This window comes from Flavobacterium rivuli WB 3.3-2 = DSM 21788, assembly GCF_000378485.1.
GTDB classification, from domain to species: Bacteria; Bacteroidota; Bacteroidia; order Flavobacteriales; family Flavobacteriaceae; genus Flavobacterium; species Flavobacterium rivuli.
Genome location: NZ_KB899969.1, coordinates 25,908 through 52,907, shown reverse-complemented (window position 1 = coordinate 52,907; position 27,000 = coordinate 25,908). Strand labels below are relative to the sequence as shown.

The window sequence follows — 27,000 nt, the reverse complement described above, 5'->3', positions numbered from 1 at the left end:
CTAATTTGCATCAAATAAAGCCACTCGGTTATTTTTATTATCTTTGTGTTATATAACATACTGAATGATACAGTCGATGACGGGTTTTGGGAAAGCATCCCTGCAACTGCCCACAAAAAAAATTACCGTAGAAATTAAGTCGCTTAACAGTAAAGGTCTCGACCTTAATGTAAGGATGCCTTCTGTTTTTCGCGAAATGGAGCTTGGCCTTCGCAACAAGATCGCACTCAAGCTGGAACGCGGTAAAATAGATTTCTCCCTTTTTGTAGAGGCTACCGGCGAAGAAACATCGTCTAAAATTAATGTGCCTATTGTTAAGGCTTACATTAAGCAGATGAAAGAAGTGGTAGACGGCGATGAGACCGAACTGCTTAAAATGGCAGTGCGTATGCCCGATGCCCTTAAAACAGAACGCGAAGAAATAGACGAGAACGACTGGGCACAAATACAGGGTGTTATAGAAGATGCACTTCAAAACATATACAACTTCAGGGTATCTGAAGGGGTATCTCTTGAAAAAGAATTTTTAGTAAGGATTACAAATATCCTTTCGTTAATGAATGAAGCTGTTGCGCTGGATGGCGAACGTATACAAACCGTTAAAACCCGCTTGCTTGCAAGTATAGAGGAACTTAAAGTTAATGTAGACGAGAACCGTTTTGAGCAGGAACTTATCTTTTACCTTGAAAAGATGGACATTACAGAGGAGCAGGTGCGCCTGCAAACCCACCTTAATTATTTTTTAGAAACCGTAGCGGGTACAGAGGCTAACGGGCGCAAGCTTGGCTTTATAACCCAGGAAATGGGCCGCGAAATAAACACTATGGGATCTAAATCTAACCACGCCAAGATGCAAAAGCTTGTGGTGCAGATGAAAGACGAACTCGAAAAAATAAAAGAGCAGGTGCTGAATGTGCTGTAAGGAAAATTTCAAATAGCAATTTTTAAATACCAAAACAACAAACTAAATAATACTGCAACTATACTCCTCTCTTTTTAAGAGAGGCTGTATGGGTCTATACAATACAACTAATGAAGAAAGGAAAATTATTAGTATTCTCGGCGCCTTCAGGGTCGGGTAAAACCACTATAGTACGTTACCTGTTAGAGCATCCGGAGCTTAACCTGGCATTCTCTGTATCTGCCGCCACGCGCGATGCCCGCGATGGCGAAATTCATGGGGAGCATTACCATTTTATATCGCTTGAAGAATTTAAAAAGCACATTAAGTCGGAAGATTTTGTAGAGTGGGAAGAAGTATACCGCGATAATTTTTACGGTACATTAAAAAGTGAGGTAGAGCGCATTTGGGCCGAAGGTAAAAATGTAATTTTTGATATTGATGTGGCAGGCGGACTGCGTATTAAAAAGAAATTTCCTGAGGAAACCCTTGCTGTTTTTGTTAAGCCACCCAGTATAGACGAGCTTAAAATACGCCTTAAAAAACGCAGTACAGAGAGCGATGATAAAATCAACATGCGTATTGCAAAGGCATCTGTAGAGCTTGCTACAGCACCACAGTTTGATACCATTATAAAAAACTACGATCTTGATACGGCCAAGAAAGAAGCATACGAGCTGGTAAAGAATTTTGTGAGTGGAGATTAGTTTTTAGTCGCAGTAGGCAGTAGCTATGGCAAGCATTACAGTTTAGATAATACTATCAGATCTTCTTTAGGAATTTTTAGACTTCGAGTGTCATTCTGAGCGAAGTGCAACGTAGTCGAAGAATCCCTAATTTAAAGAGATTCTTCCTTCGTCAGAATGACATAAATGCACTTAGGTATTTACATAATTATGAAAATAGGCCTTTACTTCGGGACGTTTAACCCCATTCATGCAGGGCATCTTATTATTGCTAACCACATGGCCGAATACAGCGGCCTCGACCAGATATGGCTTGTAGTTACCCCGCACAACCCGCTTAAAAAAAAGAGCACCCTGCTGGATGACCATCATCGTTTACAAATGGTATTCCTGGCTACCGAAGATTACCCTAAACTTAAACCGAGCGATGTAGAGTTCCGGCTACCGCAGCCAAGCTATACCGTAAATACGCTGGCACATTTGCAGGAAAAATTCCCCATGCACGAGTTTTCGCTTATAATGGGGGAAGACAACCTTAACTCCCTGCATAAGTGGAAAAACTATGAAGTACTACTGCAAAATCATGATATTTATGTATACCCGCGCATAAACACCGAAGTTATTAATCCGGATATTGCCGCCGCTGCACGCATTCATAAAGTAGAGGCACCTGTTATAGAGATATCGTCTACGTTTATTCGCAACAGCATAAAAGAAGGTAAAAATGTGCGCCCTTTATTGCCGGAGAAAGTATGGCAGTATGTAGTGCATAACCTTTTTTATAAGAAGTAATGCTAACACTAATATGAAAAGACTATTATTTTATCTGGCGATATTTGGCTGGCTAAGTTCTGTAACAATAAATATTCTTTCTGTTCAAAATATAGATGTCCAGCAAACTATACCTTTTATTTATATATTATATGTTGGCGCTCTTATAGTAATATCAGCCGTCATTTTAGACCAACAAAACGATCCAGATTATATAGCACACAGGCAATCGGGAATTCTTAACCGCATGAACCCGGTCTCACAATATAAAATTCTATTCAAAAATACGCCTGTCTGGATTGTAATAATTACAATGGCATGCGTTGTATATGCATTTATAAACTTTATACAGTTTGATTTTCATCATAGCGGAGTTGTTCACATAAATAATGGACAATATTGCTTAGAAAATCGAGGTGAACTTATAAGGGTGCTGACGGAAAAAGAATACCACTGGTACAGAGCTCAGCAAACTAAGAGTACTTCTTCCATGTGTATGGTATTTTACGGTGTCGCCGTCGCAAAACTCTTTTCTTATGCCGGAAGAATTCGTGTTGGCAAGGTATAATTATGAAATCCTTATCATAAGTGTACACTGCTTTTAATATCTTTATACTATAAAAGGCACTCATGCAAAACATGAATGCCTTTTAAAAAACACCAAAAACAAAAAATTTACTAACCTTGTTATAATCCTCCAGATTGTAAACAAAATTCTATAGGATAACGCTGTGCAAGAAGTATCATTGTATTTCTTTTCATAATATAATGTTAATATTTATTATGATATCATTGCATATAACAACAGTTTATGGAGTTGTGTTAAATTTGAGTACTTTTGGCCTTTAGAAACAACTTAAAATAATGAGTGATACTCCTAAGTTCGCGGTAATAGGCGGTGGAAGCTGGGCAACGGCAATAGCCAAGATGCTTTGTGTTAATGTAGATAAAATTGCGTGGTATATGCGCAACACATCTGCCATTGAGCATATTAAACTACAAAAACATAATCCTAATTACCTGAGCTCGGTAGAATTTGACACCAATAAACTCCTGCTTACTAACGATATTAATGAGGCAATTGCGTATGCTGATTATGTAATTTTTGCCATACCATCGGCTTTTTTAAGTACCGAACTTGAGAAACTTACGGTAAGCCTGGAAGATAAAATTATATTTTCGGCCATTAAAGGTATTGTTCCTGAAACCAGCCTTATTGTGGGCGAGCATTTTCATGACACTTACAACATTCCATTTGATAATATAGGCGTTATAACGGGCCCATGCCATGCTGAAGAGGTAGCCCTCGAAAGGCTTTCGTACCTAACTATTGCCTGTGGCAGTGAAAAAAAGGCAAGCACAATGGCTAAAAATCTTAACAGCCATTATATTAAAACAAAAATATCCGACGATATTATTGGCACAGAATATGCTGCTATGCTTAAAAATATTTATGCTATTGCTGCGGGTATGGCACATGGCTTGGGCTATGGCGATAACTTTCAGGCATTGCTTATGAGTAATGCCGTGCGCGAAATGAAAAAGTTCATTCGCAAGGTGCATAAAATGAAACGTAATATCAATGATTCTGCTTACCTGGGTGACTTGCTTGTTACGGGTTACTCGGTATTTTCGCGTAACCGTATGTTTGGTAACATGATAGGAAAAGGGTACACCGTAAAAAGTGCCATGATGGAAATGAGCATGGTTGCCGAAGGTTATTATGCCGCAAAAAGTGCCTATAAGCTAAATAAGGAATACAAAGCTAAAACACCAATCATCAACGCCGTATACAATATTTTGTATGAAGGCGGCGATGCCAAGCAGGTGTTTAAAAAACTGACCGATAAACTGGATTAAAACTATAAGCTATGAACCACGACCACCTGATAAACCATCCCGGCATTTTAGCTTTATTTGGCATTACAGTAGTGGTTATGCTGTTGCTCGACCTTGGCGTGTTTAATAAACACAGCCATGTAGTAAGCAGTAAAGAGGCTTTAGCATGGTCTGTAGTATGGATATCACTATCCATGGTATTTAGCGGGGTTATTTATTATGTAATGGACTTTGAAGCCTTTACAAAATTTCAGAGTGCCTACTGGATAGAGAAAGCCCTTTCTGTAGATAACCTCTTTGTTTTTATACTTGTCTTCGGGTTCTTTAACGTACCTAAAGAACTGCACCATAAAGTGTTGTTCTGGGGTATAATAGGAGCCTTATTTTTTCGTGCTATATTTATATTTACAGGTGTAGAGCTTATTAACCTTACCTATTTACCACCAATAACCATCTTTGGCGAAAGCAGGCAAATTAATGCCGTTCTAACCATTTTTGGTATCTTTTTAGTTATTGCCGGTATAAAATCTTGGGCATCTCATGAAGATGATGATGAAAATAAAGACTTTACAAAAAGCCCGGGTGCAAGGGTAATTTACAAGCTTTTTAAGGTTACAAAAAACTATGTTGGCGGTCGCTTTTTTGTAAAAGAAAATGGCATACGCATGGCAACGCCACTGCTTGTAGTGGTTGCTGTTATAGAATTTACCGACCTTATTTTTGCGGTAGATTCTATCCCCGCTATATTTGCCATTGCCCCTAACGACCCGCTTATACTTTATACATCAAATATATTTGCCATACTGGGGCTGCGTGCCTTATACTTCCTGTTGGCAAATTTTATGCACATGTTTAGCCGCCTGCATTATGGGTTGGCGGTAATACTGGCGTTTATAGGCGTAAAAATGCTAATAGGGCCTTTTGTACACATTTCTTCGCCCGTATCGCTGGCAATTGTGGGAGGTATATTAATCGTGTCTGTAATAGCTTCATTTTTATTTCCCGTTAAAAAGTAATCTTAGATTTCAGTCTATTTTGCAGAACCTGACCTCAATACCTAATGCAGGGTTTAGGAGGTAATACCTTTTGACGAAATATTATAATATAATATGTTCAGGAAGGTCACTCAAATATTTAGGCTATTAAAACATTTACACCTGTAGAATAAAATAAAAATCGTATCGTTCTGGCAAATGTAAATCCCGCTATAGCCCTAAAAAATAAGTGGCCGGGATTTCTCCCGGCCACTTTTATTATAATATTGTATATCGCAGTTTAGTTAACTACAATATCATCTATTTGTATTGTAGTAGTAACTGCACCACCACCGGCATATTCTAATACAAAGAAACCATTACCTGTTAAGGCAGCCGGTATGCTATAAGTACCTGCTGTAGTAAATGTACTTTCTGATGCTCCGGTTGCAGGATACGTTAAGCCTGTAAAGCTCGATGTAATGTTTGTAAAAGTATTTACATCTATTACACCTCCGGGAGTATAGTTTGCAGCTGTTGCATAATATACTTTAAACGACTGGCCTGCCATATATCTTATCTCTTTTTTAAAGGTAAAAGTGTTTGCTGCTGTAAAATCAACAGGAACTATAAAGTATGACCTTGTAACAACACCTGGAGAGCTACTGCCTACATAAGAAGTCATCTCTATATATTTATTACCTGTATTTGCAGGGAATTGCTTTACCTGCCAGTACCTTGATGCACCAATAAAATCGGTGATATATTTAGGGTATGTATTTGCGTTTAGCGCATAGCTTTCAAAATTTTCTGTAAAGTTACCGCTGTATGTTATAGCAGTACCGCCAAGAGGGCCGCCAGAACCGGGTGCTATAGGCTCTACAACACGAACAAGCCTTCCTGTTTCGCTAATAACTTTAACATCTTCAGAGTAACGCGGAAGAAACTGGTAAGAATCCCTGTATTTTGTAAGTACGCCTCTTACCTTTAAAATCCCCTGTTTTACTTTATCTCCTGCAAAGTTAGCAAAGCTGCTTGTCCTGAATATTATAGTACGGCCATACTTATCTTCCAGGTTATGGTTTGTACTGCCGCCAATAGTTTGTGGGTTACCCGCTGCTGTAGGCGCAGTGCTGTCATAAAGGCTGTAGCCAAAAGAAGCTGTAGTAAACTGAACGCTATCAAGCTCTATAAGCTTGTTAATATTTTCATCGCGTAAAGCCTGAGTAATAGTCATGTGTTGTACAAGTTCTTCTTCGTCTACTTTTGTACAGCCCACAATGATATTTTTAGCATAATCACCTTCGGCTATCCTGCCTACAGTTGTGTCTTCAAAAAGAGCGCCTACTTTAAGGGCATTATATTCGTTAGCATAATACAGGCTGTCCAGCTTTACAAGTACTTTGCGGCCCGGTGTAAAACCTTTACCAAAAAGACCGTTAGCATCTATGGCAATACTAAAACCCTTAACGGCAGACCCATCTGTAGGTTTTGTTTGTAGTGTTACCACTTTAAAGAAAGAACCCCTCTCATCGCTTGATGTTACATATCCTTCTATGTAATCGCTTGGGGCACCTGCAGGTACTGTATATAATCTTGGTGCCGTTGTAGCGCGCGCAGTAAGTGCGGCAACTGTAACATTTGGCGTTATGCCGGTCTCTACACACTCCTCATAAGGAGTGCTGTAATTATCGTCGTTAGCACATGCAGTAAGCAATAGTGCCGCCGTACCAATAAAAAGCGATTTTATTAAAATTGATTTCATAGTCTTTTATTTTAATATTTTAACGTTGTCTATCTGGTAGGCACCATCAAGAGTTAAATCTGTTCCTGAACCTGTTACTTTAAATGCTATATGCACGTTGCCGGAATATGCAGCAAGGCTTATGCGGCCAGAGCTTACAAATAAATACCAGTCTGTAGCAGCTGTAGGGAAAGTAGCCGTAAGCGGTGTCCATGTTGCAGCAAGAACATTAGTACCATCATAATTTGAAGATACAAGTACCTCAATTTTATTAGCAGGAACCTCAAGGTGGTGCTGTGCCGTTTGAAAGGTAAGTACCTTACTTGTACCGTCTATATTTACTGCCGGTGTAATTAACCACCCTACGTTTACAGGGTCTCCAGATCCAAAAGTACTAAACTCTGCATAACCGTTACCGGTAAATACTTCCTCGTTCCATTTTTTACGCCCGGTTTCATTAAAATTAGTCCATCCCGGTAAATCAAGAGTAGTACCATCTACTGCATCCTGAAAACCTTCAGACCATGCAGGCTCATCAAAAGGAGCAAGTTTATAATCGTCATCTCCTACACAACCCGTAGCCAGTACTGCGGTAAACAGCCCAAGCATAATCGTTTTAATATTCTTTTTCATAGTATGTAAAATTAGAAGTTTATATACAGGTTAACAAAGAAAGTCCTGCCGTAGCCATAAAAATATTTAGAACCAAAAGATGGTGTACCGCTGCTCTGGTCCTGGTCAAGTTGTGTGTAATTTGCATTACGCGACTGCTCAAAACCACCTGTTTTATATGTTTTATCAAACACGTTGTTTACACTTGCAAAGAAACCTACGGTTTGTTTACCTAATCTCCATGATTTACCACCCTGAAGGTTAAACAGGTAAAAATCATTAAAACGCTCTTGTTTTAACAGTTCTCTCGCCCTTGGTGTGTTAGCACCATCTATAGTTTGTCCTGTTACAGGGTCTTTAAAAAAGTTTGCTGTTCTTAATAAAGCAGAAACATCTATATAATTTTGTGCAAGGTAGTTAGCGTTAGCACCTATCCACCAGAAATGAGGGTCACGGTACTCTAAACCTAAAGAGTAAGCCTGTTGCGGCATACCTGCAAGTTTATAATCTTTAAGGTAAGCTTTACCAAAATCTACAATTGTACCGGTATTTGCACCTACTACAGATGTACCATCGCCCTCTACAAGGCCTACAGCAAGGGCATCGTTATTAACACTTACGTTAGGGTTGTTTGTATACGTATACTGGCCAAAAGCAGCAGAAGCGTTTACTTTAATAGTCTGGGTAATGTTGTACTCTATACCAAGTTCTCCACCCATCATTTGTTTATTAATACCGGTTACAGTTTCGGCAATAAATGCGTTACCGCCGTCTCCGCCATTATCATCAAATACACCTTCGCCAAAGAAGAATGAAGTCTCTGTAGAATTTTGTATTGTAGAATAGTAACCTGTTATACGTGCCTTAAGCTTAGGAGTCCTTATAACGTAGCTTAAATCTGCGCTCGATACAAGTTCGCTGCCTATGTTGTCTACGATAACATTATTAAGCCTTGCATTAGGAAAAGTGTTCCTTAATGTAGGAGCTTTAGTCATACGTGCGGCATTAACCACGATCATGTTCCTGCCATCAAGCTTATAGGTTAAACCACCTTTAAAGCCATAGTTCTCAAAAACAGCCTTGTTGCTTTTTCCGTAAGAGTTATTAGCATAAAGACCATTCCTGTAAAGGCCTTCTCTTTGATACTCTGAACGTGAGAAGTTTTGTGCAAGGTAAAAATCAATATTACTGTAGCTAAATTTAAATTGTGTAAAAGCATCAATGTTATTAGCAAACAGGTTATAGTTATAACCATAAGTATCGCCTACCCTTACCGTCCTGTTAGGATTGTTAAGGTCGCTCTGAGAGTAAGAACCAGTGTAGTAATTATCAAAATCTTCAAAGAACTGGCCACCTAAAAGGTCTAACAGGTTCTGGAAATTGTGCGATTTTACATGTTTGTAAGTAGCACCTGCATTTAATGAAATGTGGTCTGATAACTGCGAGCGTAATATAGAGTTTGCTGTAAGCGTTTTATCATCTGTACGGTCTTCATACAATACATAAGCACTACGGCCATTTGCAGTATTGCTGTTAGTTTGATAAAGGTTGTTCCAGTCTATTTGCCTGTTAGTTAAAAAAGGTGCATTTTTAGCAAGTGCAACATTTTCATCACTTCCGCCAATGAAAGTAGCCCCATCATACATAGATGTAAAATAGCTTGGCAGGTTCCTGTAATACGTAGGGTCCGGGTTAGGTGCATTTTGGTAATCCAGCCTGCTGTTACCTATTTTACCAAACTGGTAAGCAACGTTAGTGTTTAATGATGTGCTTTCGCTTATGTTCCAGTAGTGGCTAAGCATAAAGATAGGCTCTTCCACATCCTTATCGCGGGAGTTGCGTTTGTCGCCATTTTGGTAACCCCAGTAAGAGTTATATTTCTCGCCGGCTATACGGGTCATCTCATCAGTATTAGGAGAGTTTTTCCCTCTGCTGTTCTGAGCATAAATACCTGTAAAGTTAATACTGTGCTTGTCGTTTATTTTTTTCTCTACACTTGCAAAAAACGAGTTTGCTTTATAGTCTGTACCTTCAAAATAACCTTCGTTAGCCATACGTGTAGAGGCAGATATTACATAAGCCCACCCGTTCTTATCCATACCGGATGCATACGTAGCCATAGCCCTCCAGTTGTAATTTGTATTAGTACCGGAGAATGATATCCTGCCACCCGGGCGAAATATAGAGGCACGTGTATTAATTTCCTGAGTACCCAATATACTACCAAAAGTATAATCAGATGCTGCAGTACCCATTGTAAATTCCTGGTTACGTGTAGCATCGTTAAGGCCACCCCAGTTGCTCCAGTTGGGCCTGCCATCATATAATTTATTCATGGTAACACCATTTATCATGGTTGTACCATATTCGTTATCTAAACCACGAATCCTAAAGCGCGCCATACCCCAGTTAAAGGCAGCGGCCTGCTGGAAAATATCTCTCGATGCCTGTAAAAGACCCGCTGTATTTTCAGATCCGCTGTTGTCATCACCAAGGTCGTTATCTGTAATGGTAATTAAACTTAATTGCTGTTCAGATGTAATATCATATTCAAGAGATACCACACCAATGTCAAGGGTTTGCCCGGCGGCTACCTCTAAGGTAAAAGTTTGGGTAACAAACCCGGTGCTGCCCACGGTTACAACATGGCTTCCTGCAGCAACATCAGGAAACACAAATACACCTTCGGCATTTGTTAGCGCTGTTGCTCCTGTAGCTTCAAGAGTTGCAACAACATTTTCCACGGGTTTTTGCGATTTAGAATCGACCACCTTGCCCTGTACAGATGCTTGTTGTGCCCAGGCACATACTACCTGCATCACAAATAAAAGACTGAGTACTAGTTTTTTCATAAATAAATTTTAATTATTCCAGTTCGGCATTAAGTTAAATATTTCTTAACGGCGGCAAATGTATAACATTTAAAAATATTATCTACTTTTGGCATCCCGTTTGTTACAAAACTTGATGTTAAATTAATATTTGTTATATATAATGAACAAGACACTCAGTATGCTCTTTTTAATCCTGCTTAGCGTAGCAGGTAATGCCCAGGACAAAAAATTTAAGGTGCATACCATTGCCTTTTATAATGTCGAAAATTTATATGATACCATTAACGACCCAAAAGTTAATGATGAAGAGTATCTTCCAGACGGTAAACAGCACTGGACCAGTGCAAAATACAAAAAAAAGCTGGCAAATTTATCGCGCGTAATCGCCGAGATTGGTACAACAAATAACCCAAATTCGCCTACCATATTAGGCGTGGCCGAAATAGAGAACCGCGGCGTGCTGGAAGACCTTATTAAACAACCGCTTTTAGCCGATAAAGGATATGGCATAGTACACTTTGACTCTCCCGATAAAAGGGGTGTAGATGTAGGCTTGCTGTATCAAAAAAAATCGTTTAAACCTACCAGCTACAAGGCATTCCCGCTTATTATTTATGATGAGGCAGGGCTTAAGGCAAAGAAAAAAGCCGAAGCTGATAAAGTTGCAGGTAAAGAAACTGAAGAGGACAAAGAAACCGAAGGCGTAATTATTAATATTGATAACAGCGGAAGGCGCTATACACGCGACCAGTTACTTGTTACGGGTATGCTTGATGGCGAAGAAGTAAGCTTTATTGTAAACCACTGGCCATCGCGCGCAGGGGGCGAAAAAGTAAGCAGCCCTTTTAGAGAAGCGGCAGCAGCGCTAAACAAAAAGATAATAGATTCTTTATATGGTGTTAACCCCAAAGCTAAAGTTATTACAATGGGCGACCTTAACGATGGCCCTTATAATAATAGCATTAAAGTTGTTCTTGGTGCCAAGGCTCTTAAAGAAGATGTAAAACCGGGCGGATTGTACAACCCTATGGAAGAAATGTCTAAAAAAGGTATAGGTACGCTTGCTTACCGCGATGCCTGGGATTTGTTTGACCAGATGATCATGACAGAGCCACTTGTAGAAAAAGACTACAGTTCATACCGCTTTTGGAAAGCCGGGGTTTATAACAAAACATTTATGACCGAAGTAAGCGGTGCTTATAAGGGTTATCCGTTGCGAAGCGGTAACGGCAAAGTAGGCTTTAGTGACCACTTTCCGGTATATGTTTACCTTATAAAACAAATATAAAAAGCAATATTATGCTTGTAAAAGGTTAGCTTAGGCTAACCTTTTTTGTTTTACCATTTTAGTTAAATGACTTTATGTAATTATTTATTTATCAAAGTATTGACTCTAAAAAACTATCTTTAGATTCATTCTAAACAATGCTTTACTTGCCTTTTAGCATAAGTTTAGTGCACTTTCTATTACAGGTTTTGTTTATATTTGCTTTCTTCAATATCACAAAACTATGTATTCATCCATTAAAGAACTGCACTCTTATTTTGCTTTTGCAGTACTGGGTTTATTAGTACTAACAATTTTAAATTCGTTTGTAGGGTTATCAAGAAAGAGGCCTTTTAACCTGCAGGACAGGCGTATTGCCATGATAACACTTATTTTCTCGCACATGCAACTGGTGTTCGGGCTTATATTACTTTTTACATCACCTTACTTTGATGCTGTTAAGGCAGGTGGTATGGGTGCTGCAATGAAAGACAGCACTTTAAGGCTGTATGTGGTAGAGCACCCGCTTATAAATATTATTGCCATTGCCCTTATAACCATAGGTTGGTCCAAACACAAAAAAACAGAGGAAGACACAAAGAAATTTAAATCTATTGGAGTTTTTTATGTCATAGCATTATTATTACTGCTAAGCAGGATTCCATGGTCACAGTGGTTAAATTAACCTTATAAGCCTCGATAGAGGCTTTTTGCTTATATGGCATATTTGTTGGTAAGTAAAAAAAATACGAACACAAAAAAATATAGTATTATGAGGAATAGTAGTATTATTTTCAGTACAGCCGTATTGTTATTTATTATCTCAGGGTTTTCGCAGGGTAGTACACCTATCCCGCAGAAACCAAAAGGAGTAGTTGCAGCCGTAGCCGCAGACTCCACAGAAACAAATGCGAAAATTACAAAATTAAGCACGCCAAAGCTTACGCTCTATAAAAAAGGCGCATTGGCTACTTACTACGCCGATAAATTTAATGGCAGGAAAACCACCAGCGGTGAACGTTTTCATAATGCAAAATATACTGCGGCCCACATGAAACTGCCATTGGGTACCTTAGTAAGGGTAACTAACGAAAATAATGGCAAATTTGTTGATGTTAAAGTTAACGACCGTGGCCCTTACAGTAAAACGCTCGAAATAGACCTTACCAAAAAGGCATACATGGAAATTGCTTCCAATAAAAATTCAGGCAGCTTTAAAGTAAAAATTGAGCTTTTAGATAAAAAACAGTCATGATAAAAAGGATTGCATTTTTACTGCTTATAGCAGCCGTACTTGTTGCCTGCTCGTCGCGTAAAGGTTCTTTTAGCTCTTACGATAAGAAAGCGGTTGCAAGCTATTATGCCGATAAATTTAACGGCAAAAAAACGGCCAGCGGAGAAACCTTTAGCAATAATAAACTAACGGCTGCGCATAAAAAACTACCTTTTGGCACTAAAGTAAAGGTTACTAATTTAGCAAACGATAAATCGGTAATTGTAGTGGTAAACGATCGCGGGCCCTTTGGCGGCGGGCGCGATATTGATCTTTCTAAAAAAGCCTTTATGGAAATTGCCGACAACAAAAACCATGGCGAGTTAAAGGTGTCTCTTGAGATAGCTAAATAGTGACCGCATAACAGTATTCAGTGGTCAGTCACAGTTTACAGTCGCAGCCACAGTTTTTCCGACCTACATCAAAATAAACAATCCTTTCTTCAGGTGCCGTCATTGCGAGGCACGAAGCAATCTTATTAGTCATCATAGTCAAAACAATAAGCCACGAATTACGATAATTCCACACTTATGTGTGGTAATTATGTAATTCGTGGCTTATTATATTATGGTTGCGGCTAACCGCGACTGATCACTAATCACTATAATTTACTCATACCCCATTTTCTCTCTTACCCTTCCAAGTACTTCATTGGCTACAACAGCAGCTTTTGCAGCACCGGTTTTAAGTAAAGCATCTACCTCGGGTAGGTTATTAATGTAGTAATTATATTTCTCGCGTTCGGTTTTAAACTTCTCTATAATCAATTCGAACAATGCCTGCTTGGCATGGCCATAACCGTAGTTGCCACCCGTATAATTGGCACGCATTTGTTCTATTTGTTCCAGTGTACCTAATAGTTTGTAAATAGCAAATACATTATCGGTATCCGGGTTTTTAGGCTCTTCCAGTGGTGTACTGTCGGTTTGTATGCTCATAACAGCTTTGCGCAACGCTTTATCATCAAGAAAGATATTAATAAAGTTATTGCGCGATTTGCTCATCTTCTCGCCATCGGTGCCGGGAATTATCTTGGTATCCTCATTAGATATTGCTTCGGGCAATACAAACGTTTCTCCCATCTGGTGGTTAAAACGGCTTGCCACATCGCGTGTAATCTCTATATGCTGTAACTGGTCCTTACCTACGGGTACAAACTCGGCATCATATAAAAGTATGTCGGCGGCCATAAGCATGGGGTATGTAAACAAACCTGCATTAACATCATCCAGCCTGTCTGCCTTATCTTTAAACGAATGCGCCAGTGTAAGTCTCTGGAACGGAAAAAAGCAGCTAAGGTACCATGACAGCTCTGCCGTTTGCGGTACATCGCTCTGGCGGTAAAAAACCACTTTATTAATGTCCAGGCCGCAGGCCAGCCAGGTTGCTGCAACGCTATAGGTATTTTCGCGCAGGCTTTTGCCATCCTTAATCTGCGTTGCAGAGTGTAGGTCGGCTATAAACAGGAACGATTCATTTTCGGGTTTGTTGGCCATTTCGATGGCCGGCAGGATAGCACCCAGCAGGTTGCCCAAATGCGGGGTTCCTGTACTCTGAATGCCGGTTAAGATTTTTGCCATTGTTTACAAATAGAATTTGCACAAAGGTAACGGTTTTGATATTATATTAAGGTTTGAATTCTTACATTTGGGCTATATGAAAGTGGTAAAGTATTTTTTATGGACGCTATGGCGCATTTGGTTTTATATAGTTATGGCTATACCCATACTTCTGCTTTCTCCATTTCTTATTTTATCGGTATCGTTTGATGCTACCTATCCCATTTTTTTTGTACTGGCACGCTTTTGGGCAAAGTTCATACTGTATGGTATGGGCTTTTACTATAAAATTGAACGCGAACAGCAAATGGTAAAAGGCAAAAGCTATATGCTGGTGGCTAACCACACCTCTATGACAGATATTATGCTGATGCTTGTAATATCTAAGAACCCATTTGTTTTTGTGGGCAAGGCAGAGCTGACAAAGATTCCCGTTTTTGGCTTTTTTTACCGCAAGAGTTCTATACTTGTAGACCGCAATAACTCTAAAAGCAGGGTAGATGTATTTGCCCAGGCGCAAAACAGGCTAAACCGAGGGCTAAGCGTTTGTATTTTTCCTGAAGGCGGTGTGCCTGAAGATGAAAATGTGTTACTGGACGAGTTTAAAGACGGCGCGTTTAGACTGGCAGTAGACCACCAGATACCTATTGTACCTATGACATTTGCCGATAATAAAAAACGTTTTTCGTTTACCTTTTTTAGCGGAAGCCCCGGCATTATGCGGGCTAAAGTGCATCATTTTATAGAAACTAAAGGTTTAACGACCGACGACAGGAAAGAACTTAAAGAAAAGGTAAGGCAGGTTATTTATAACCAACTTGTGGAATACACAAAGCAATAATTTGAAAATTTGAGGCTTGTTTTATGATAATAAAGAGAATTTGACAAGTTACAAACGCAGCAACCTAAATTTACTTCATATAACTCGCCGTCATTTTTTTAATTCTGTCTGCAAGTGTTTCGCTTGATAATTTTTCGCGAAGCCTGTCAGTAATTACAGGAAAACTGAAAGGTGTGGGCTTTTGGCACGGTTTCCATACAATTTCCTGACGCTGAATGCGCTCCAGTGCCAAAAGCAAACGTCCTTCTTCGAGCTGGTGTTCAAAAGTTTCGCGGTATGCCTGCCGGAATAAAAGATTGTCCGGCTCATAATCCCTGAATACTTCAAATATCAGTTGCGACCCGCTTTGCAAATGTTTCGTTTTAACCACCTTGCCGGGATAACCTGTAAATACCAATCCTGCAATTACGGCAATATCCCGAAACTTTCGGCGTGCCATCTCAGTTGCGTTAAGGCTGTGCTGCAAATCGGCATGCAGGTGGCGGGGTGTAAAAAGGTCGTTATCCAATACCTGCTGCATGTCTATTTCCTGGTCGCTCAGTAATTCAAAACCATAATCATTATATGCCAATGAAAATGTGATGGGAGTAAGCAAACTTATGCGGTAAGCCATTAAGCTCGCCAGCGCCTCATGTACAAAACGCCCTTCAAACGGGTAAAATATAGCATGGTAACCCTCGCGGGTCTTAAACGTTTCAATTAAAAATTGGTCGGCATTGGGCACTATACTTTCTTTGCGCTGTCGGGTAAACATGGGGGTAAGCGCGCGGAGTTCGCGGGTCATGGTATCGGTATTGGCGGCATACAATTCTTCCCGCAGCAGTTCGCTCATTTGTGCAGATAGTGTTAGCCTCCCTCCCATCCAGCTTGCATGCATTGCCTTAGCACCGGGGCTTGCCATGCGTACCAGTACTTCCATATTTTTAACACGGTAAAGCTCCAGTTTTCTTCCGGCAAAAATAAAGGTATCGCCCGGGTTTAGTTTAGATATAAACCATTCCTCTATACTGCCAAGGTAACCGCCGCCAAGAAACTTTACATTCATTACAGAGTCGCCCACAATAGTACCCATTTGCATACGGTGGCGCAGCGCAATGGCCTTGCTGTTTACCTTAAAGGTACCGTCGGCCTCTATCTCTACCTTCTTGTATTCGTCATACGCCTGCAGGCTCTGGCTTCCCTGCGTTATAAAGTTGAGGCAAAACTGCCAGTCATCTTCGTTCATCCCCTGAAAGCAGAAGGTACTTTTTACTTCATGAAATATCTTATCGGGATAAAACCCGTCCGACACTGCAAGGGTAACAAGGTACTGCACGAGTACATCCCAGCTATTAAGGTAAGGCACGCGGTCTTCTACTACCGTTTCCTGCACGGCACGGCGTAATGCAGACGCTTCTACCAATTCTATGGCATGGGTTGCCAAAAAGTAAATGTTGCTGTCTTTACCGGGGCTGTGCCCACTACGGCCGGCGCGTTGTAAAAATCGCGCCACACCCTTAGGCCCGCCTATTTGCACTACTGTTTCTACAGGGGCAAAATCTACCCCAAGGTCAAGGCTTGATGTGCAAACCACCGCACGAAGCTGCTCATCGCGAATGGCCTGCTCTACCCACTGCCTGCTGTCGCGGCTTATGCTGCCGTGGTGCATGGCAAGGTCGCCTGCAAATTCCGGGTGCTTGTCTAACAATGCCTGGTACCAAAGTTCGCACTGGGCGCGGGTATTGCAAAACAATAACGTAGTGCGGCTCCCTTTAATTATCTTCGCCGCCTCGTCTATCAGGTGTAGCCCCATGTGCCCGCGCCACGGGTAGGCATCCATTTTATCTGGTATTACAGATATTACATTTATTTTTTTATTGATGTGCGCCCGTATCATAACGGCATTGTTTAATGCTTGAGAATGCGGGCCTAACAATACTTCCATTGCCTGCTGCAGGTTACCAATGGTTGCCGATATCCCCCAAATGCGCATTTTAGGTGCGATGTTACGTAAACGGCTTAGGCCTAATTCTGTCTGCACACCGCGCTTGGTCCCCAATAGTTCATGCCATTCGTCTATTATAATCGCACCACAGGTTTTAAAAATGGTTTCGTAACCCTTTGTTGCTAACATAAGTTGCAGGCTTTCGGGCGTGGTAACGAGCAAATCGGGCATTGACTTTTTTTGTTTGGCACGCTCAGCGGCAGATGTATCTCCGGTACGAATTCCTACGGTTAGTCCTGTGCCCAAATCGTCAGCCACACGTTCGGCCGCCTGTTTAATCTCTACTGATAATGCCCGCAGCGGAGTGATCCAGATGGCTTTAAGCCCGGGAGTACGTTTGGTTTTATAGTTGGGGTTCTTTTTAATATAGTCGAGCACCACAGGCAGCCACAAGGCATACGTTTTCCCGCTGCCCGTAGGGGCATTAAGAAGTCCGTGTTTGCCCTGCAAAAAAGCCGTCCACGTTTGGGTCTGGAACGGAAAAGGTTTCCATCCCCGGCTCTCAAACCATCCGGCTGCTATATCAAAAAGCTGTTCCCTGTTCATATTTGTTGTTGGTTGATGGTTGTAGGGCTTACTCTGCCGCAGTCACCTCAAAAGAAGAAGCGGTGTTCCATGTCGAATGAAGTGCAACGCAATTGAGACATCTCTTATAGGCTAATCTTGGACTTTAGAGATTTCTCGACTTCGCTGCGCTGCGGTCGAAATGGAAAACGCACTCATCATTAATTGGTGCAATTCGTGTAATTCGTATCTGATTTATTTCGGAATCATATCCTTCAAATCCTGTATACTGTTTGCCTCATCTATCTTTTTGTCGTGCCGCCAGCGGAGTATCCGCGGAAAGCGTGTTGCTACGCCGCTCTTGTGCCTGCCGGAAAAAGCAATGCCTTCAAAACCTATCTCGAAAACCAGTTTAGGGGTTACGCTTCGCACGGGTCCGAATCTGTCCAATGTATTTTTCTTGATATAATCGTCTACCATCCTGAATTCGGCATCGGTTAAACCGGAATAGGCTTTTGCAAACGTAACCAACTCGCGGGTGCCATCTTCTTTATCTTCCCAAAGCGCAAAAGTATAATCGGTAAAGAGGGTAGCACGGCGGCCGCTGCCCCGCATAGCATACGTAAGCACAGCATCGATACTAAAAGGTTCGAGTTTCCATTTCCACCAGTCGCCTTTTTTGCGGCCCACGAGGTAAGGTGAATCCAGCCTTTTAAACATCAGCCCCTCGCTGCGCAGTTCGCGCGATTTTGCTTTTTCGTGCATGGCATCATCCCAACTATCAAATGTTATTCTTTCAGATAATTGGATGGGTAACTCGTAATCCTTAATACCTTCGTAGAGTTGCTCTAAAATCTTTCTGCGCTCTATATAAGGTTTCTGCCGAATGTCTTCGCCCTGCCATTCTAAAATATCGTAGGCTTTAATAATAACCGGGGTCTTTTTAAGCAATGCTGCCGATACGGTTTTTCGGCCGATACGTGTTTGTAAATCGTTAAACGTACCCACAGCACCCTCTACCCACGGCAGTATTTCGCCATCTATAACTGTACCATCAGGAATAATGCCCAGCAGTTTTTCAAATTCAGGATATTTATCGGTTACCAGTTCTTCTCCGCGGCTCCATACATACATGTGACCATCGCGAATGATAGTTTGCGACCTGATTCCATCCCATTTATGCTCGGCACTCCATTGGCTTACATCGCCCAGGCTTTCGGGTTCGCCCTCCAAACCATACGCCAGATAAAACGGGTACGGTTTAGAGTATGCATCCTGCGACCTTTCGTCTATAACAAGGCTTTGAAAACTGATGGCTTTCGGATCCCAGTCGCCCATAAGCTTATAGGCCAGTATATCTTCGTCTACCCCCGTTGCTTTGCTAAGGGCTCGGGTCATTAATTTCTGACTCACACCAATCCTGAAACTTCCCGTTATGAGCTTGGTAAATACAAAACGTTCGTAATAATTAAGCGCCAGCCAATTGCTGTGCAGGTAATCGCGCTTTTCATCGTCGGTCTTTTTTTTAAGGGATATCATTTCCTCCACAAATTCCGTAAGGCTTTTGTCTGATTGGTTTTTTGTGGTAGGAATAACCAATGCTATAGTCTCGGCAAGGTCGCCTACAATATGGTACGACTCCTCAAACAACCATAGCGGAATGTTAGCCAGCTCAGTTGCCCACATGCGCAGCAGCGTAGTGTTAACCGGCCTTGGCGGGCGGCGGTGCGAAAGGATCGCTATGGTCCACACCCTGTCGGTATCGCTGGCATTGCGAAAATACTCTGTAAGTGCATCTACCTTAACCGATGTTTTGTTAGAGCTGTCGAGGGCTTTTATAAGTTGGCTGAAATTTTTCATTTATTTAGACCTCACCCCCAACCCTCTCAGAAGGAGAGAGGAGAGAGCTACATTGAGTTAATTCTATTTTATTAAACCTCACCCCCAACCCCTCTCCGAAGGAGAGGGGAGTAAGCTGCATAGTGTGTATTTCATTCTAAGCGAAGCGGAGTCGAAGATCTCAACAAAGATGCTTCCTTCGTCAGCATGACATAAATGCTTGAAGTCCTCTCCCCCAGCCCCTCTCCGAAGGAGAGGGGAGCGAGCTTCACTTATGGTGGCTTAAGCATCGGACATCAAACTTTTTAAACATCCGACTTCAATTACAACTCTTCATCAGCTATTTCGGCCGGGGCTCCACTGTTATCTGTTTCGCCCTCATCACCTTCATATTGTGTTTTTTCGGTACGTGCATCATAGCCCTGCTCCCGCAGGTAGGCACTAAAAATGTCGCTGTAGCCGTGGGTGCAAATAATCTTTTCGGCACCGGTAGCCTTAATGCTTTCCAGCAGTCCCTGCCAGTCGCAATGGTCGCTCATTACAAAGCCTTTATCTATAGCGCGCCTGCGCCTTGCACCGCGAAAAGCCATCCACCCGCTTGCCGACCCTGTTACGTAAGGCGTCATTTTTCTAATCCATGTACTGCCGTGTGCGCTGGGCGGGGCAAGCACTATACTGCCCGGAAAAGTATCTTTCTTTGTTTCGCTGGTTATCCTTTCGGTAGCAGGAAAATCAACAAATTGCCGCAGCACCTGCGTCATGTTCTCTACCGCACCGTGGGTATAAATCTTGCCAATATTGGGATCAAGATATTTAAGCAAACGCTGTGCTTTGCCAAGGGTATAGCCAAAAAGCACCGATGTTTTACCTTCGGCCCTGTTTTGTGCCCACCAATTGTTTACATCGTCCATAACCTCAGCCTGCGGAAGCCACTTAAACGCCGGCAGCCCAAAGGTATTCTCTGTTATAAAAGTGTTGCATTTTACGACTTCATAGGGTACTGAAATGCCATCGTCTTCAGTCTTATAATCGCCCGTAAATACCCAAACCTCGCCTTTATATTCTACCCTTATCTGGGCACTGCCTATAATGTGGCCGGCAGGATGCAACGAAAACATAACCCCGTTTATGGTAAAGGTTTCGCCCCAGTTTTTACCGGTAACGTTAATTTCGCCCAGGCGGTGCCTAATAATGGGCACATTAGTATGATGCGTAATATAATTTTTATGGCCCCAGCGTGAGTGGTCACTATGGCCGTGAGATATTATGGCATTATCTACCGGGCGCCACGGGTCGAGGTATACGTTTGCCTGGGCGCAGTAAATGCCTTTATCGTTAAAAGCCAAAAGGGGCTGTTTCATATTATGAAATATATACTTATAAAGTTACACAGTCCTTCTTTTTAATGGTGTGGGATTGAGGGAAGTTTAACGTTTGTGGAATAGGATTTCTATGTACAAATATTAAAATTTTCTTAAACAGGAGCTTTGCCCAAAAAGTGGCGCAGTTTTAGGTAGGGTGTAAGAAAGACTTACAATTACATTTTACAAAGTTTAATAACCTTAAAAACAGAAAGGCCATGAAATCAGTCAGAAAATTACTTTTAGGTTTAGCGCTCTTTATGGGTGCTCTTGCACAGGCACAGGTATCTGTAAATGTAAATATAGGCGCGCCGCCGGTGTGGGTTGCCGAAGCCGCCCCTACCGCCCGCTACTATTACCTGCCCGATATTGCTACGTATTATGATGTTAGTGCTAACCAGTATGTGTATGTAAGCAATAAACGATGGATACGTTCACGCGCCCTTCCCCCTACCTACAGAACTTATAACTTTAGGGGCCCTAAAGTAGTTGTGGCTAATTATAATGGCAATGCGCCTTATATACACCATGCTGCTTATGTAAAAAGATACCCACGCGTTTACAGAACCGGCAGGCCTGTTGCCTACGTTTCTGGCCCAAGGCATCATTACAAAGCTGTAAAGCATCATGGCAATCCCGGCCATGGTTATGGACATGGCCACCACGGAAGGCATTAAAAATAGCAACCACTCATTTACATATTAAGCAAGTTCTTACTAATTTTTAGAGAACTATAAAATTTAAAACTTAACTTCATACTGATTTTCACACAGTACAACTAACAAAATTATTATTATGAAAACTTTTAAGTATTTAATTTTGGGGTTGCTTTTTATAAGTACTTCCTTGTCTCAGGCCCAGGTGTCTGTTAATGTTAACATAGGTTCGCCACCGGCATGGGGACCTGCCGGATACAGCGATGTGCGCTATTACTACCTGCCCGACATAGATACTTACTACGATATTAATACATCTCAGTATATTTATGTAAATAACGGAAACTGGATTCGCGCCACTGCGCTGCCGCCTGCCTATAGAACATATAACCTTTATAATGGTTACAAGGTTGTAATTACTGATTACAGAGATGCAACACCTTACGTATATTACAAGACCCATAAAGCTAAGTACCCTAAAGGATATAAGGGTCCGGCACAAAAAAATATTGGAGTACCTCCGGGACTCGCTAAAAAAGGTGTTACCCACCACCCCGGTAACGTAAATGCAAATAAAGGCAACGGCAAGAGCAAAGGAAATGGCAATGGTCACGGAAAAGGCAAACATTAAAATATTTATAAACCGGCGAGAGCTGGTTTTTTTGTGCTAAACGCTAACCGAAAGGTTGGCGTTTTTTGTTTATGCCATGTTTTCTTACAGTAAATTTTGTTGATATATAAATTTTTATGAGGCCAATAGTAGGCGGGCCGATTGACTCATTGTTTAAACTTCTTCAATACCTATATTCTTAAAAAACTCAAAGGTACCATCATATATGTAATTTGGCCTTGTGATATCTTCCGGGTTACCATCTGGAATGTAAATTATCATTCCCTGTCTCGCTCTTGTTAGCAGCACTCTGTATGAATTTATAAGATAATTTATAATATCAGGACTACTAATATTTTGCCATTTCGTACCCTTAAATTTTCTATAATTCCATTTGCTATTATCATAGAAAAGATCACCGTCCCAAGCTACACAAGTCCAGTCAAGCTCTAATCCTTGTATATCAAATTCTGTAGCAACCTCTTCAAGAAAATAGGAAGATCTGATATCGTCTTTATCATTAAGAAACCAGATAGGTGCATCTATTTTAGCTTTGACATTTAAACCAAATGGCCTTAAGCGTATTGCTCCAGAAGATGCTACAATACCTGTACGCTCCGTACCTTTTGCTTTATTTCTTAACCAATTTCTTGCAGTATCTAAATTTCTCGTTATAGCTATTGGATAATCTTTTTTAATAAATTTATTGTAAATATCTAAAGCCTGAATAGCGTTGTTGCTTATAATTTCTTGAATAAAATTTGAAAGTTGAGCACTCCTGAATGATCGTAATGATACTGATAAATGCAATTCAGCTTTTTTTGTAGCATTTCTGTTTTCTAATATAGTAAGTGTATTTCCGTCTCTGATATAATTTGCATCTTCAGTTATCTTAGAGGAATAGTAAATGTTCCAATCAACAAATGACTTTCCAAATGGCCTTATCCACTCTTCTAATCCTGCCTCACCCGTATTTATTTCCTGACCGCCACCAATCAAGCAAACTATTGTACACCAATCTTTATGTCTGTTCATTACATCTATAAGAAATTCGGGTTCTGATTTATTAAAATCAGGAATTCCTTTATTTCGCTTCATGAAATTAGATGCCTGCTCTTGTGTCCATGCCCGTTGTGCTTCATCAAAAATTGTTACTTTTTCAATTGGAGGATTTAGCATATCTCTAATTGATGCATCCCTAAAATGATGAATGTTTTGTATAAATGATTTTACCTGGGATGATGCAGCAGATTTTGTAATTGTAAGATTCTTTTCTTTACCTGTTTTAACTTTATCTCTTGCTAATGCTTCTCTTAAAACATCAACAAGAGGACCGTTACCCGATAAAAACACAGCATGTTCTTCATCATTGTAGTTAGTTCGCAAATTCGCAATGTTTAATCCTGCTAACGTTTTGCCTGCGCCAGGAACGCCAGTTATAAAGCAAATTGATTTCCTATTATTGACTTTTGAAAAATCAATGATCTCAGATATACATTCTGATGTAACTGATAAATTTTCGGCTCCCGCATCACTCCTTGAGATTTCTTCTACATTATGTTTTTTGTAAAGCGCCGTAGCTGCCTCTATAATAGTTGGAGTTGGTTTGTATATTGAGTTTTCCCAATAATCTACATCAATCGTTTCACTATCTTTAAAGTATGATAATGTATCACTTATAATTTTAGATAAATTGGCCGAATTAGAATTAATAGTATCGTATAAATTATCGAAACTTCTATAATAGTTATTATGAAATTCCGGAGCTATGTCGGCTACGAGAATAGGAACTATAATTTTATTATGGCTACCTTCATGAAAGTTATTCATATCAAGCCCATAATTAAAAGCTTGTTCTTTGGCGTAATTATCGTAGACAGCCGAGCCAATTTTAAACTCGATTATAAAAATACAATTATCAATTATAACGATGTTGTCAACACGCTTGCCCATGCGCGGAATGGTAAACTCAAAATAAATCTTTCCTTGAAAACCCTCAAGAGCACCTTTAAGTATTCTTATCTGACTTTTCCATGCGTTAGATTGCTGAATAGACTGGCTATTTAAATCGAAATTTCCAGAGATTTTTCCGTAAATATTATCTGAATCTTCATTGAAAAAGTCAATTATCGGAGCAATATAGTAAGCCCTATTCATCAAATAAGTCTCTAATTGTTACACCTAAAGCATTGGCTAATTTTTCAATGACTATAATTGAGACATTACGTTCACCTTTTTCTATTGTTGGTAAGTATGTCCGGTCAATCTCAGCCAAGTTAGCAAGTTTCTCTTGAGAAATGCCTTTTTGCTTTCTTAGCTCTTTTATTTTAAGTCCGAATTTTAGCTTTACATCCATATTAACAAATGTTGAAAAATGCAGACTATAAAACAACGGAGTCCAGTCAGGGTATTTCGTATCTTTGATGGATATAATATAAAGTAAGAACAGCCATGCCCACCAATATAAAATTCAATTACCTATACAGAGACACAGGTAACTACAAGCAGTTTGGCAATATCATTTTATCAAATCCAAATAACATATCTACAGCTTTAATTACAGATATAGTTAAAAAGAATTTGATTGACAGAGAATTTTTTGAGACTACTAAATGGGGAGTGCCATCTTTATTTTTCGATACGAAAAATGAAGATGATCATGAATGGCATGAATTTGAAAATATAGAAATAACAGAAGAGCCGCCTTATTCAGGTTTAGCTATTGAAGACTTATTAGACAGGATATTATTAGATTAATTAATCTTTCCCTACTGCAAATCAATCCTCAACTTGTTCAATGTAAAAGCTTCCATAGCGGTAACGTAATCTATTTCGTCCCAGTTGGTGTCTTCGTGCACGGTTTCAAACTCGTGGGCCCAACGGATAAATTCGGCAATATCTTCGCGGGAGTCGCCCGATGCAAAACCTTTTTGCCCGGCAATAAAGGCAATATCGGCAATAGCTTCAAATAGTTTATTAGCTTCTACGGTGTTTAGTAATTCGTCCATACCTACATTTATTTGATTGCAATAATTACGTGCAATATTGTAAAAAAATCGACATAAAACGTAACCATTTTGTTAAGTTATTAACTTTTTTATGCACGCATAATACAGATGTATTCTCTTACGAATTTGAAATTTAAATGGTTAGCCTGAATATCACTAAAAATTCGTTAACTTTATTCATTCGTCAGTGATATTCCTGAATCTAAAAATCCAATAATATACAACTATAAATTTAGACCCCATAAATTTTACCACTACTGCAACTCTTTAACTTAATTTTTATATTTTTGACCCCATAAATTTATAGGGTATAATGGAAAAACAACTTGAAAAACGCTGGATAGTAGCTTTTGCAATTACTGCAGCCGTAGCCATAACAGGTTTATTTTGGGATCACGCCGCAATTAGTGCGCCAAATGCTGATTTTAACAGCACCGATACTATTGTTCCTGCCGATGTTGCCTGGCTGCTTACGGCTTCGTGCCTTGTGCTGCTCATGACACCCGGCCTTGCCTTTTTTTATGGCGGTATGGTGGGCCGAAAAAACGTAATAAGCACCATGCTTAAAAGTTTTATCTGCCTTGGTGTTATCAGCCTGCTGTGGGTAACAGTTGGTTTTAGCCTGTCATTTGGCAGTCCACTTGGTATCACTATAGACGGTACACATTATGGCCTTATAGGCAACCCTACCGACTTTGCTTTTTTTGATTATGTAGATGAGCACCCCAATTCTAAAATGGCAACTACAATTCCGTTTATATTGTTCGCCCTTTTCCAGATGAAGTTTGCAATTATTACTCCTGCAATTATTACAGGTGCCCTTGCCGAACGTATCCGTTTTGTATCATTCCTGTTATTCATTTGCCTGTTCTCTATATGTATATATGCACCGTTGTGCCACATGGTTTGGCACCCTAACGGGCTTTTAGGCAGCTACTTTCACGTTAAAGATTTTGCCGGAGGTACCGTGGTACACATGAGCGCCGGGTTTGCCGCCATTGCCGGGGTACTTGTTATTGGCAAGCGCAAGCATTTAGAATATATACCTACTAACATTCCGTTTGTGCTGTTGGGCACCGGTTTGTTATGGTTTGGGTGGTTTGGGTTCAATGCCGGTTCGTCATTAGCGGCAAACCATACTGCGGCTATGGCATTTGCTACAACAACCATAGCATCGGCTTCGGCAATGCTTACGTGGGTGTTTTTTGACCGTATTAACGGGCGCAAGGTTTCGGCACTTGGGGCTTGTATAGGGGCAGTGGTAGGGCTTGTGGCTATTACACCCGCTGCGGGTTTTGTATCGGTGCCTAAAAGCATGTTTTTTGGCTTTATTGCTGCGATTGTAAGCAACATGATGGTAAACTGGAAGAGCCTGAAACGTTTTGACGATACCCTCGATGTTTTTGCCTGCCACGGTGTGGGTGGTATTATGGGAATGATACTTACCGCTATTTTTGCAGAAGGCGAAAACGCAAGCCTTATGCATGGCGGCTGGGATATCTTTGGCCACCACATGGTAGCTTTGGTACTGGTTGCTACCTTCTCGTTCTTTGGGGCAATAGTATTGTATAAAGTAACTAACTTCTTTATTCCGCTACGGGTATCGGAAGAAGCCGAAGAGCAGGGCCTTGACCTATCGCAACATAATGAAATGCTGGGGTAAATAGAGGCAAGAATTTGAATAATTACCACGAATTTTTTTGTGTAAATTTGTGAAATTAGTGTCAACACTTATAT

The 27,000-nt window shown here is 40.6% G+C and carries 25 protein-coding genes; 15 read left to right on the top strand and 10 right to left on the bottom strand.

All coding sequences use genetic code 11. The features are described 5' to 3' along the window. Positions 1 to 64: 64 nt before the first annotated feature. The 6 genes from F565_RS0109230 to F565_RS0109205 all read left to right on the top strand — a co-directional run bounded on the left by F565_RS0109230 (position 65) and on the right by F565_RS0109205 (position 5,213). The gene (locus tag F565_RS0109230) at positions 65 to 922 is read left to right on the top strand and encodes a YicC/YloC family endoribonuclease (protein ID WP_035642839.1); all 858 of its coding nucleotides are present in this window, start codon (positions 65 to 67) and stop codon (positions 920 to 922) included. A gap of 110 nt (positions 923 to 1,032) precedes the next feature. Then, positions 1,033 to 1,608: a guanylate kinase gene (gene gmk / locus F565_RS0109225; protein ID WP_020212935.1), complete on the top strand. Its 576-nt coding sequence runs from the start codon at positions 1,033 to 1,035 to the stop codon at positions 1,606 to 1,608. A gap of 189 nt (positions 1,609 to 1,797) precedes the next feature. Then, a complete protein-coding gene (gene nadD / locus F565_RS0109220) occupies positions 1,798 to 2,379 on the top strand; it encodes a nicotinate (nicotinamide) nucleotide adenylyltransferase (protein ID WP_020212934.1) in 582 nt (193 codons plus the stop codon). A gap of 13 nt (positions 2,380 to 2,392) precedes the next feature. After that, positions 2,393 to 2,926: a hypothetical protein gene (locus F565_RS0109215; protein WP_020212933.1), complete on the top strand. Its 534-nt coding sequence runs from the start codon at positions 2,393 to 2,395 to the stop codon at positions 2,924 to 2,926. 296 nt (positions 2,927 to 3,222) lie between these two features. Next, positions 3,223 to 4,218, top strand: coding sequence for an NAD(P)H-dependent glycerol-3-phosphate dehydrogenase (locus tag F565_RS0109210; RefSeq protein ID WP_020212932.1), 996 nt, complete (start codon positions 3,223 to 3,225; stop codon positions 4,216 to 4,218). 11 nt (positions 4,219 to 4,229) lie between these two features. After that, complete coding sequence (locus tag F565_RS0109205) at positions 4,230 to 5,213, top strand: TerC/Alx family metal homeostasis membrane protein (RefSeq protein WP_020212931.1); 984 nt, start codon at positions 4,230 to 4,232, stop codon at positions 5,211 to 5,213. 259 nt (positions 5,214 to 5,472) lie between these two features. Here the strand turns inward: F565_RS0109205 and F565_RS0109200 are convergent, their stop codons facing one another. The 3 genes from F565_RS0109200 to F565_RS0109190 are packed head-to-tail and all read right to left on the bottom strand — an operon-like array spanning position 5,473 to position 10,379. Further along, the gene (locus tag F565_RS0109200) at positions 5,473 to 6,936 is read right to left on the bottom strand and encodes a DUF5689 domain-containing protein (RefSeq protein WP_020212930.1); all 1,464 of its coding nucleotides are present in this window, start codon (positions 6,934 to 6,936) and stop codon (positions 5,473 to 5,475) included. A 6-nt stretch (positions 6,937 to 6,942) separates the two neighbouring features. Then, on the bottom strand, positions 6,943 to 7,548 hold the full coding sequence (locus tag F565_RS21410) for a choice-of-anchor J domain-containing protein (RefSeq protein WP_020212929.1): 606 nt from the start codon (positions 7,546 to 7,548) through the stop codon (positions 6,943 to 6,945). A gap of 11 nt (positions 7,549 to 7,559) precedes the next feature. Next, complete coding sequence (locus F565_RS0109190; protein ID WP_026299978.1) at positions 7,560 to 10,379, bottom strand: TonB-dependent receptor; 2,820 nt, start codon at positions 10,377 to 10,379, stop codon at positions 7,560 to 7,562. Between the two features lie 142 nt (positions 10,380 to 10,521). On the opposite strand from F565_RS0109190, the gene F565_RS0109185 reads away from it, so the two are divergent. From F565_RS0109185 to F565_RS0109170, 4 genes are all read left to right on the top strand, one after another. Next, positions 10,522 to 11,649 carry an endonuclease/exonuclease/phosphatase family protein gene (locus F565_RS0109185; protein WP_035642834.1) on the top strand — a complete coding sequence of 376 codons (1,128 nt, stop codon included), beginning with the start codon at positions 10,522 to 10,524 and terminating at the stop codon, positions 11,647 to 11,649. A 223-nt stretch (positions 11,650 to 11,872) separates the two neighbouring features. Then, a complete protein-coding gene (locus F565_RS0109180; RefSeq protein ID WP_020212926.1) occupies positions 11,873 to 12,313 on the top strand; it encodes a hypothetical protein in 441 nt (146 codons plus the stop codon). An 87-nt stretch (positions 12,314 to 12,400) separates the two neighbouring features. Next, positions 12,401 to 12,883, top strand: a complete 483-nt coding sequence (locus F565_RS0109175) for a septal ring lytic transglycosylase RlpA family protein (RefSeq protein WP_026299977.1) — start codon at positions 12,401 to 12,403, stop codon at positions 12,881 to 12,883. Next, positions 12,880 to 13,254 carry a septal ring lytic transglycosylase RlpA family protein gene (locus F565_RS0109170; RefSeq protein WP_020212924.1) on the top strand — a complete coding sequence of 125 codons (375 nt, stop codon included), beginning with the start codon at positions 12,880 to 12,882 and terminating at the stop codon, positions 13,252 to 13,254. The genes F565_RS0109175 and F565_RS0109170 overlap by 4 nt, the downstream gene beginning before the upstream one ends. 255 nt (positions 13,255 to 13,509) lie before the next feature. On the opposite strand, the gene trpS is transcribed toward F565_RS0109170, so the two are convergent. Continuing rightward, positions 13,510 to 14,481, bottom strand: coding sequence for a tryptophan--tRNA ligase (gene trpS, locus F565_RS0109165; RefSeq protein WP_020212923.1), 972 nt, complete (start codon positions 14,479 to 14,481; stop codon positions 13,510 to 13,512). 76 nt (positions 14,482 to 14,557) lie between these two features. Here trpS and F565_RS0109160 point away from each other — a divergent pair, with 76 nt between their 5' ends. Continuing rightward, complete coding sequence (locus F565_RS0109160; protein ID WP_026299976.1) at positions 14,558 to 15,301, top strand: lysophospholipid acyltransferase family protein; 744 nt, start codon at positions 14,558 to 14,560, stop codon at positions 15,299 to 15,301. Positions 15,302 to 15,371: 70 nt separating this feature from the next. Here F565_RS0109160 and F565_RS0109155 read toward each other — a convergent pair whose 3' ends face one another. The 3 genes from F565_RS0109155 to F565_RS21405 form a co-directional block, all read right to left on the bottom strand. Beyond that, entirely contained in the window at positions 15,372 to 17,831 is a 2,460-nt protein-coding gene (locus F565_RS0109155) for a ligase-associated DNA damage response DEXH box helicase (protein WP_020212921.1), read from the bottom strand. Positions 17,832 to 18,044: 213 nt separating this feature from the next. After that, positions 18,045 to 19,649 carry an ATP-dependent DNA ligase gene (locus F565_RS0109150; protein ID WP_020212920.1) on the bottom strand — a complete coding sequence of 535 codons (1,605 nt, stop codon included), beginning with the start codon at positions 19,647 to 19,649 and terminating at the stop codon, positions 18,045 to 18,047. 302 nt (positions 19,650 to 19,951) lie between these two features. Beyond that, positions 19,952 to 20,989, bottom strand: a complete 1,038-nt coding sequence (locus F565_RS21405; RefSeq protein ID WP_020212919.1) for a ligase-associated DNA damage response exonuclease — start codon at positions 20,987 to 20,989, stop codon at positions 19,952 to 19,954. 218 nt (positions 20,990 to 21,207) lie between these two features. Here F565_RS21405 and F565_RS0109140 point away from each other — a divergent pair, with 218 nt between their 5' ends. Both F565_RS0109140 and F565_RS0109135 read left to right on the top strand, forming a co-directional pair. Next, positions 21,208 to 21,666 (top strand): hypothetical protein, encoded by a 459-nt coding sequence (locus F565_RS0109140; RefSeq protein WP_020212918.1) that lies wholly within the window; start codon positions 21,208 to 21,210, stop codon positions 21,664 to 21,666. A gap of 118 nt (positions 21,667 to 21,784) precedes the next feature. After that, positions 21,785 to 22,276, top strand: coding sequence for a hypothetical protein (locus F565_RS0109135; protein WP_020212917.1), 492 nt, complete (start codon positions 21,785 to 21,787; stop codon positions 22,274 to 22,276). Between the two features lie 153 nt (positions 22,277 to 22,429). On the opposite strand, the gene F565_RS0109130 is transcribed toward F565_RS0109135, so the two are convergent. Together F565_RS0109130 and F565_RS0109125 are read right to left on the bottom strand one after the other, a co-directional pair. After that, positions 22,430 to 24,412, bottom strand: coding sequence for a DUF2075 domain-containing protein (locus tag F565_RS0109130; protein WP_020212916.1), 1,983 nt, complete (start codon positions 24,410 to 24,412; stop codon positions 22,430 to 22,432). Next, complete coding sequence (locus F565_RS0109125) at positions 24,405 to 24,611, bottom strand: helix-turn-helix domain-containing protein (protein WP_020212915.1); 207 nt, start codon at positions 24,609 to 24,611, stop codon at positions 24,405 to 24,407. Before F565_RS0109125 ends, F565_RS0109130 begins: the two co-directional genes overlap by 8 nt. 95 nt (positions 24,612 to 24,706) lie before the next feature. Here F565_RS0109125 and F565_RS0109120 point away from each other — a divergent pair, with 95 nt between their 5' ends. Continuing rightward, positions 24,707 to 25,012: a hypothetical protein gene (locus tag F565_RS0109120; RefSeq protein ID WP_020212914.1), complete on the top strand. Its 306-nt coding sequence runs from the start codon at positions 24,707 to 24,709 to the stop codon at positions 25,010 to 25,012. Positions 25,013 to 25,023: 11 nt separating this feature from the next. Here the strand turns inward: F565_RS0109120 and F565_RS0109115 are convergent, their stop codons facing one another. Continuing rightward, a complete protein-coding gene (locus tag F565_RS0109115; protein WP_020212913.1) occupies positions 25,024 to 25,263 on the bottom strand; it encodes a hypothetical protein in 240 nt (79 codons plus the stop codon). A 313-nt stretch (positions 25,264 to 25,576) separates the two neighbouring features. Between F565_RS0109115 and F565_RS0109110 the strand changes: the two genes are divergently transcribed. After that, positions 25,577 to 26,926, top strand: a complete 1,350-nt coding sequence (locus F565_RS0109110) for an ammonium transporter (protein WP_020212912.1) — start codon at positions 25,577 to 25,579, stop codon at positions 26,924 to 26,926. Positions 26,927 to 27,000: the final 74 nt, after the last annotated feature.

Bases quoted from the DNA above. Each gene is read 5' to 3' on its own strand.
- F565_RS0109190 (WP_026299978.1), bottom strand. From the start codon at position 10,379: ATGAAAAAACTAGTACTCAGTCTTTTATTTGTGATGCAGGTAGTATGT.
- F565_RS0109110 (WP_020212912.1), top strand. From the start codon at position 25,577: ATGGAAAAACAACTTGAAAAACGCTGGATAGTAGCTTTTGCAATTACT.
- F565_RS0109230 (WP_035642839.1), top strand. From the start codon at position 65: ATGATACAGTCGATGACGGGTTTTGGGAAAGCATCCCTGCAACTGCCC.
- F565_RS0109135 (WP_020212917.1), top strand. From the start codon at position 21,785: ATGAAAACTTTTAAGTATTTAATTTTGGGGTTGCTTTTTATAAGTACT.
- F565_RS0109125 (WP_020212915.1), bottom strand. From the start codon at position 24,611: ATGGATGTAAAGCTAAAATTCGGACTTAAAATAAAAGAGCTAAGAAAG.
- nadD (WP_020212934.1), top strand. From the start codon at position 1,798: ATGAAAATAGGCCTTTACTTCGGGACGTTTAACCCCATTCATGCAGGG.
- gmk (WP_020212935.1), top strand. From the start codon at position 1,033: ATGAAGAAAGGAAAATTATTAGTATTCTCGGCGCCTTCAGGGTCGGGT.
- F565_RS0109140 (WP_020212918.1), top strand. From the start codon at position 21,208: ATGAAATCAGTCAGAAAATTACTTTTAGGTTTAGCGCTCTTTATGGGT.
- F565_RS0109215 (WP_020212933.1), top strand. From the start codon at position 2,393: ATGAAAAGACTATTATTTTATCTGGCGATATTTGGCTGGCTAAGTTCT.
- F565_RS0109200 (WP_020212930.1), bottom strand. From the start codon at position 6,936: ATGAAATCAATTTTAATAAAATCGCTTTTTATTGGTACGGCGGCACTA.
- F565_RS0109170 (WP_020212924.1), top strand. From the start codon at position 12,880: ATGATAAAAAGGATTGCATTTTTACTGCTTATAGCAGCCGTACTTGTT.
- F565_RS0109185 (WP_035642834.1), top strand. From the start codon at position 10,522: ATGAACAAGACACTCAGTATGCTCTTTTTAATCCTGCTTAGCGTAGCA.
- F565_RS0109160 (WP_026299976.1), top strand. From the start codon at position 14,558: ATGAAAGTGGTAAAGTATTTTTTATGGACGCTATGGCGCATTTGGTTT.
- F565_RS0109150 (WP_020212920.1), bottom strand. From the start codon at position 19,649: ATGAAAAATTTCAGCCAACTTATAAAAGCCCTCGACAGCTCTAACAAA.
- F565_RS0109205 (WP_020212931.1), top strand. From the start codon at position 4,230: ATGAACCACGACCACCTGATAAACCATCCCGGCATTTTAGCTTTATTT.
- F565_RS0109130 (WP_020212916.1), bottom strand. From the start codon at position 24,412: ATGAATAGGGCTTACTATATTGCTCCGATAATTGACTTTTTCAATGAA.
- F565_RS0109210 (WP_020212932.1), top strand. From the start codon at position 3,223: ATGAGTGATACTCCTAAGTTCGCGGTAATAGGCGGTGGAAGCTGGGCA.
- F565_RS21405 (WP_020212919.1), bottom strand. From the start codon at position 20,989: ATGAAACAGCCCCTTTTGGCTTTTAACGATAAAGGCATTTACTGCGCC.
- F565_RS0109180 (WP_020212926.1), top strand. From the start codon at position 11,873: ATGTATTCATCCATTAAAGAACTGCACTCTTATTTTGCTTTTGCAGTA.
- F565_RS0109175 (WP_026299977.1), top strand. From the start codon at position 12,401: ATGAGGAATAGTAGTATTATTTTCAGTACAGCCGTATTGTTATTTATT.
- F565_RS0109155 (WP_020212921.1), bottom strand. From the start codon at position 17,831: ATGAACAGGGAACAGCTTTTTGATATAGCAGCCGGATGGTTTGAGAGC.
- F565_RS0109120 (WP_020212914.1), top strand. From the start codon at position 24,707: ATGCCCACCAATATAAAATTCAATTACCTATACAGAGACACAGGTAAC.
- F565_RS21410 (WP_020212929.1), bottom strand. From the start codon at position 7,548: ATGAAAAAGAATATTAAAACGATTATGCTTGGGCTGTTTACCGCAGTA.
- F565_RS0109115 (WP_020212913.1), bottom strand. From the start codon at position 25,263: ATGGACGAATTACTAAACACCGTAGAAGCTAATAAACTATTTGAAGCT.
- trpS (WP_020212923.1), bottom strand. From the start codon at position 14,481: ATGGCAAAAATCTTAACCGGCATTCAGAGTACAGGAACCCCGCATTTG.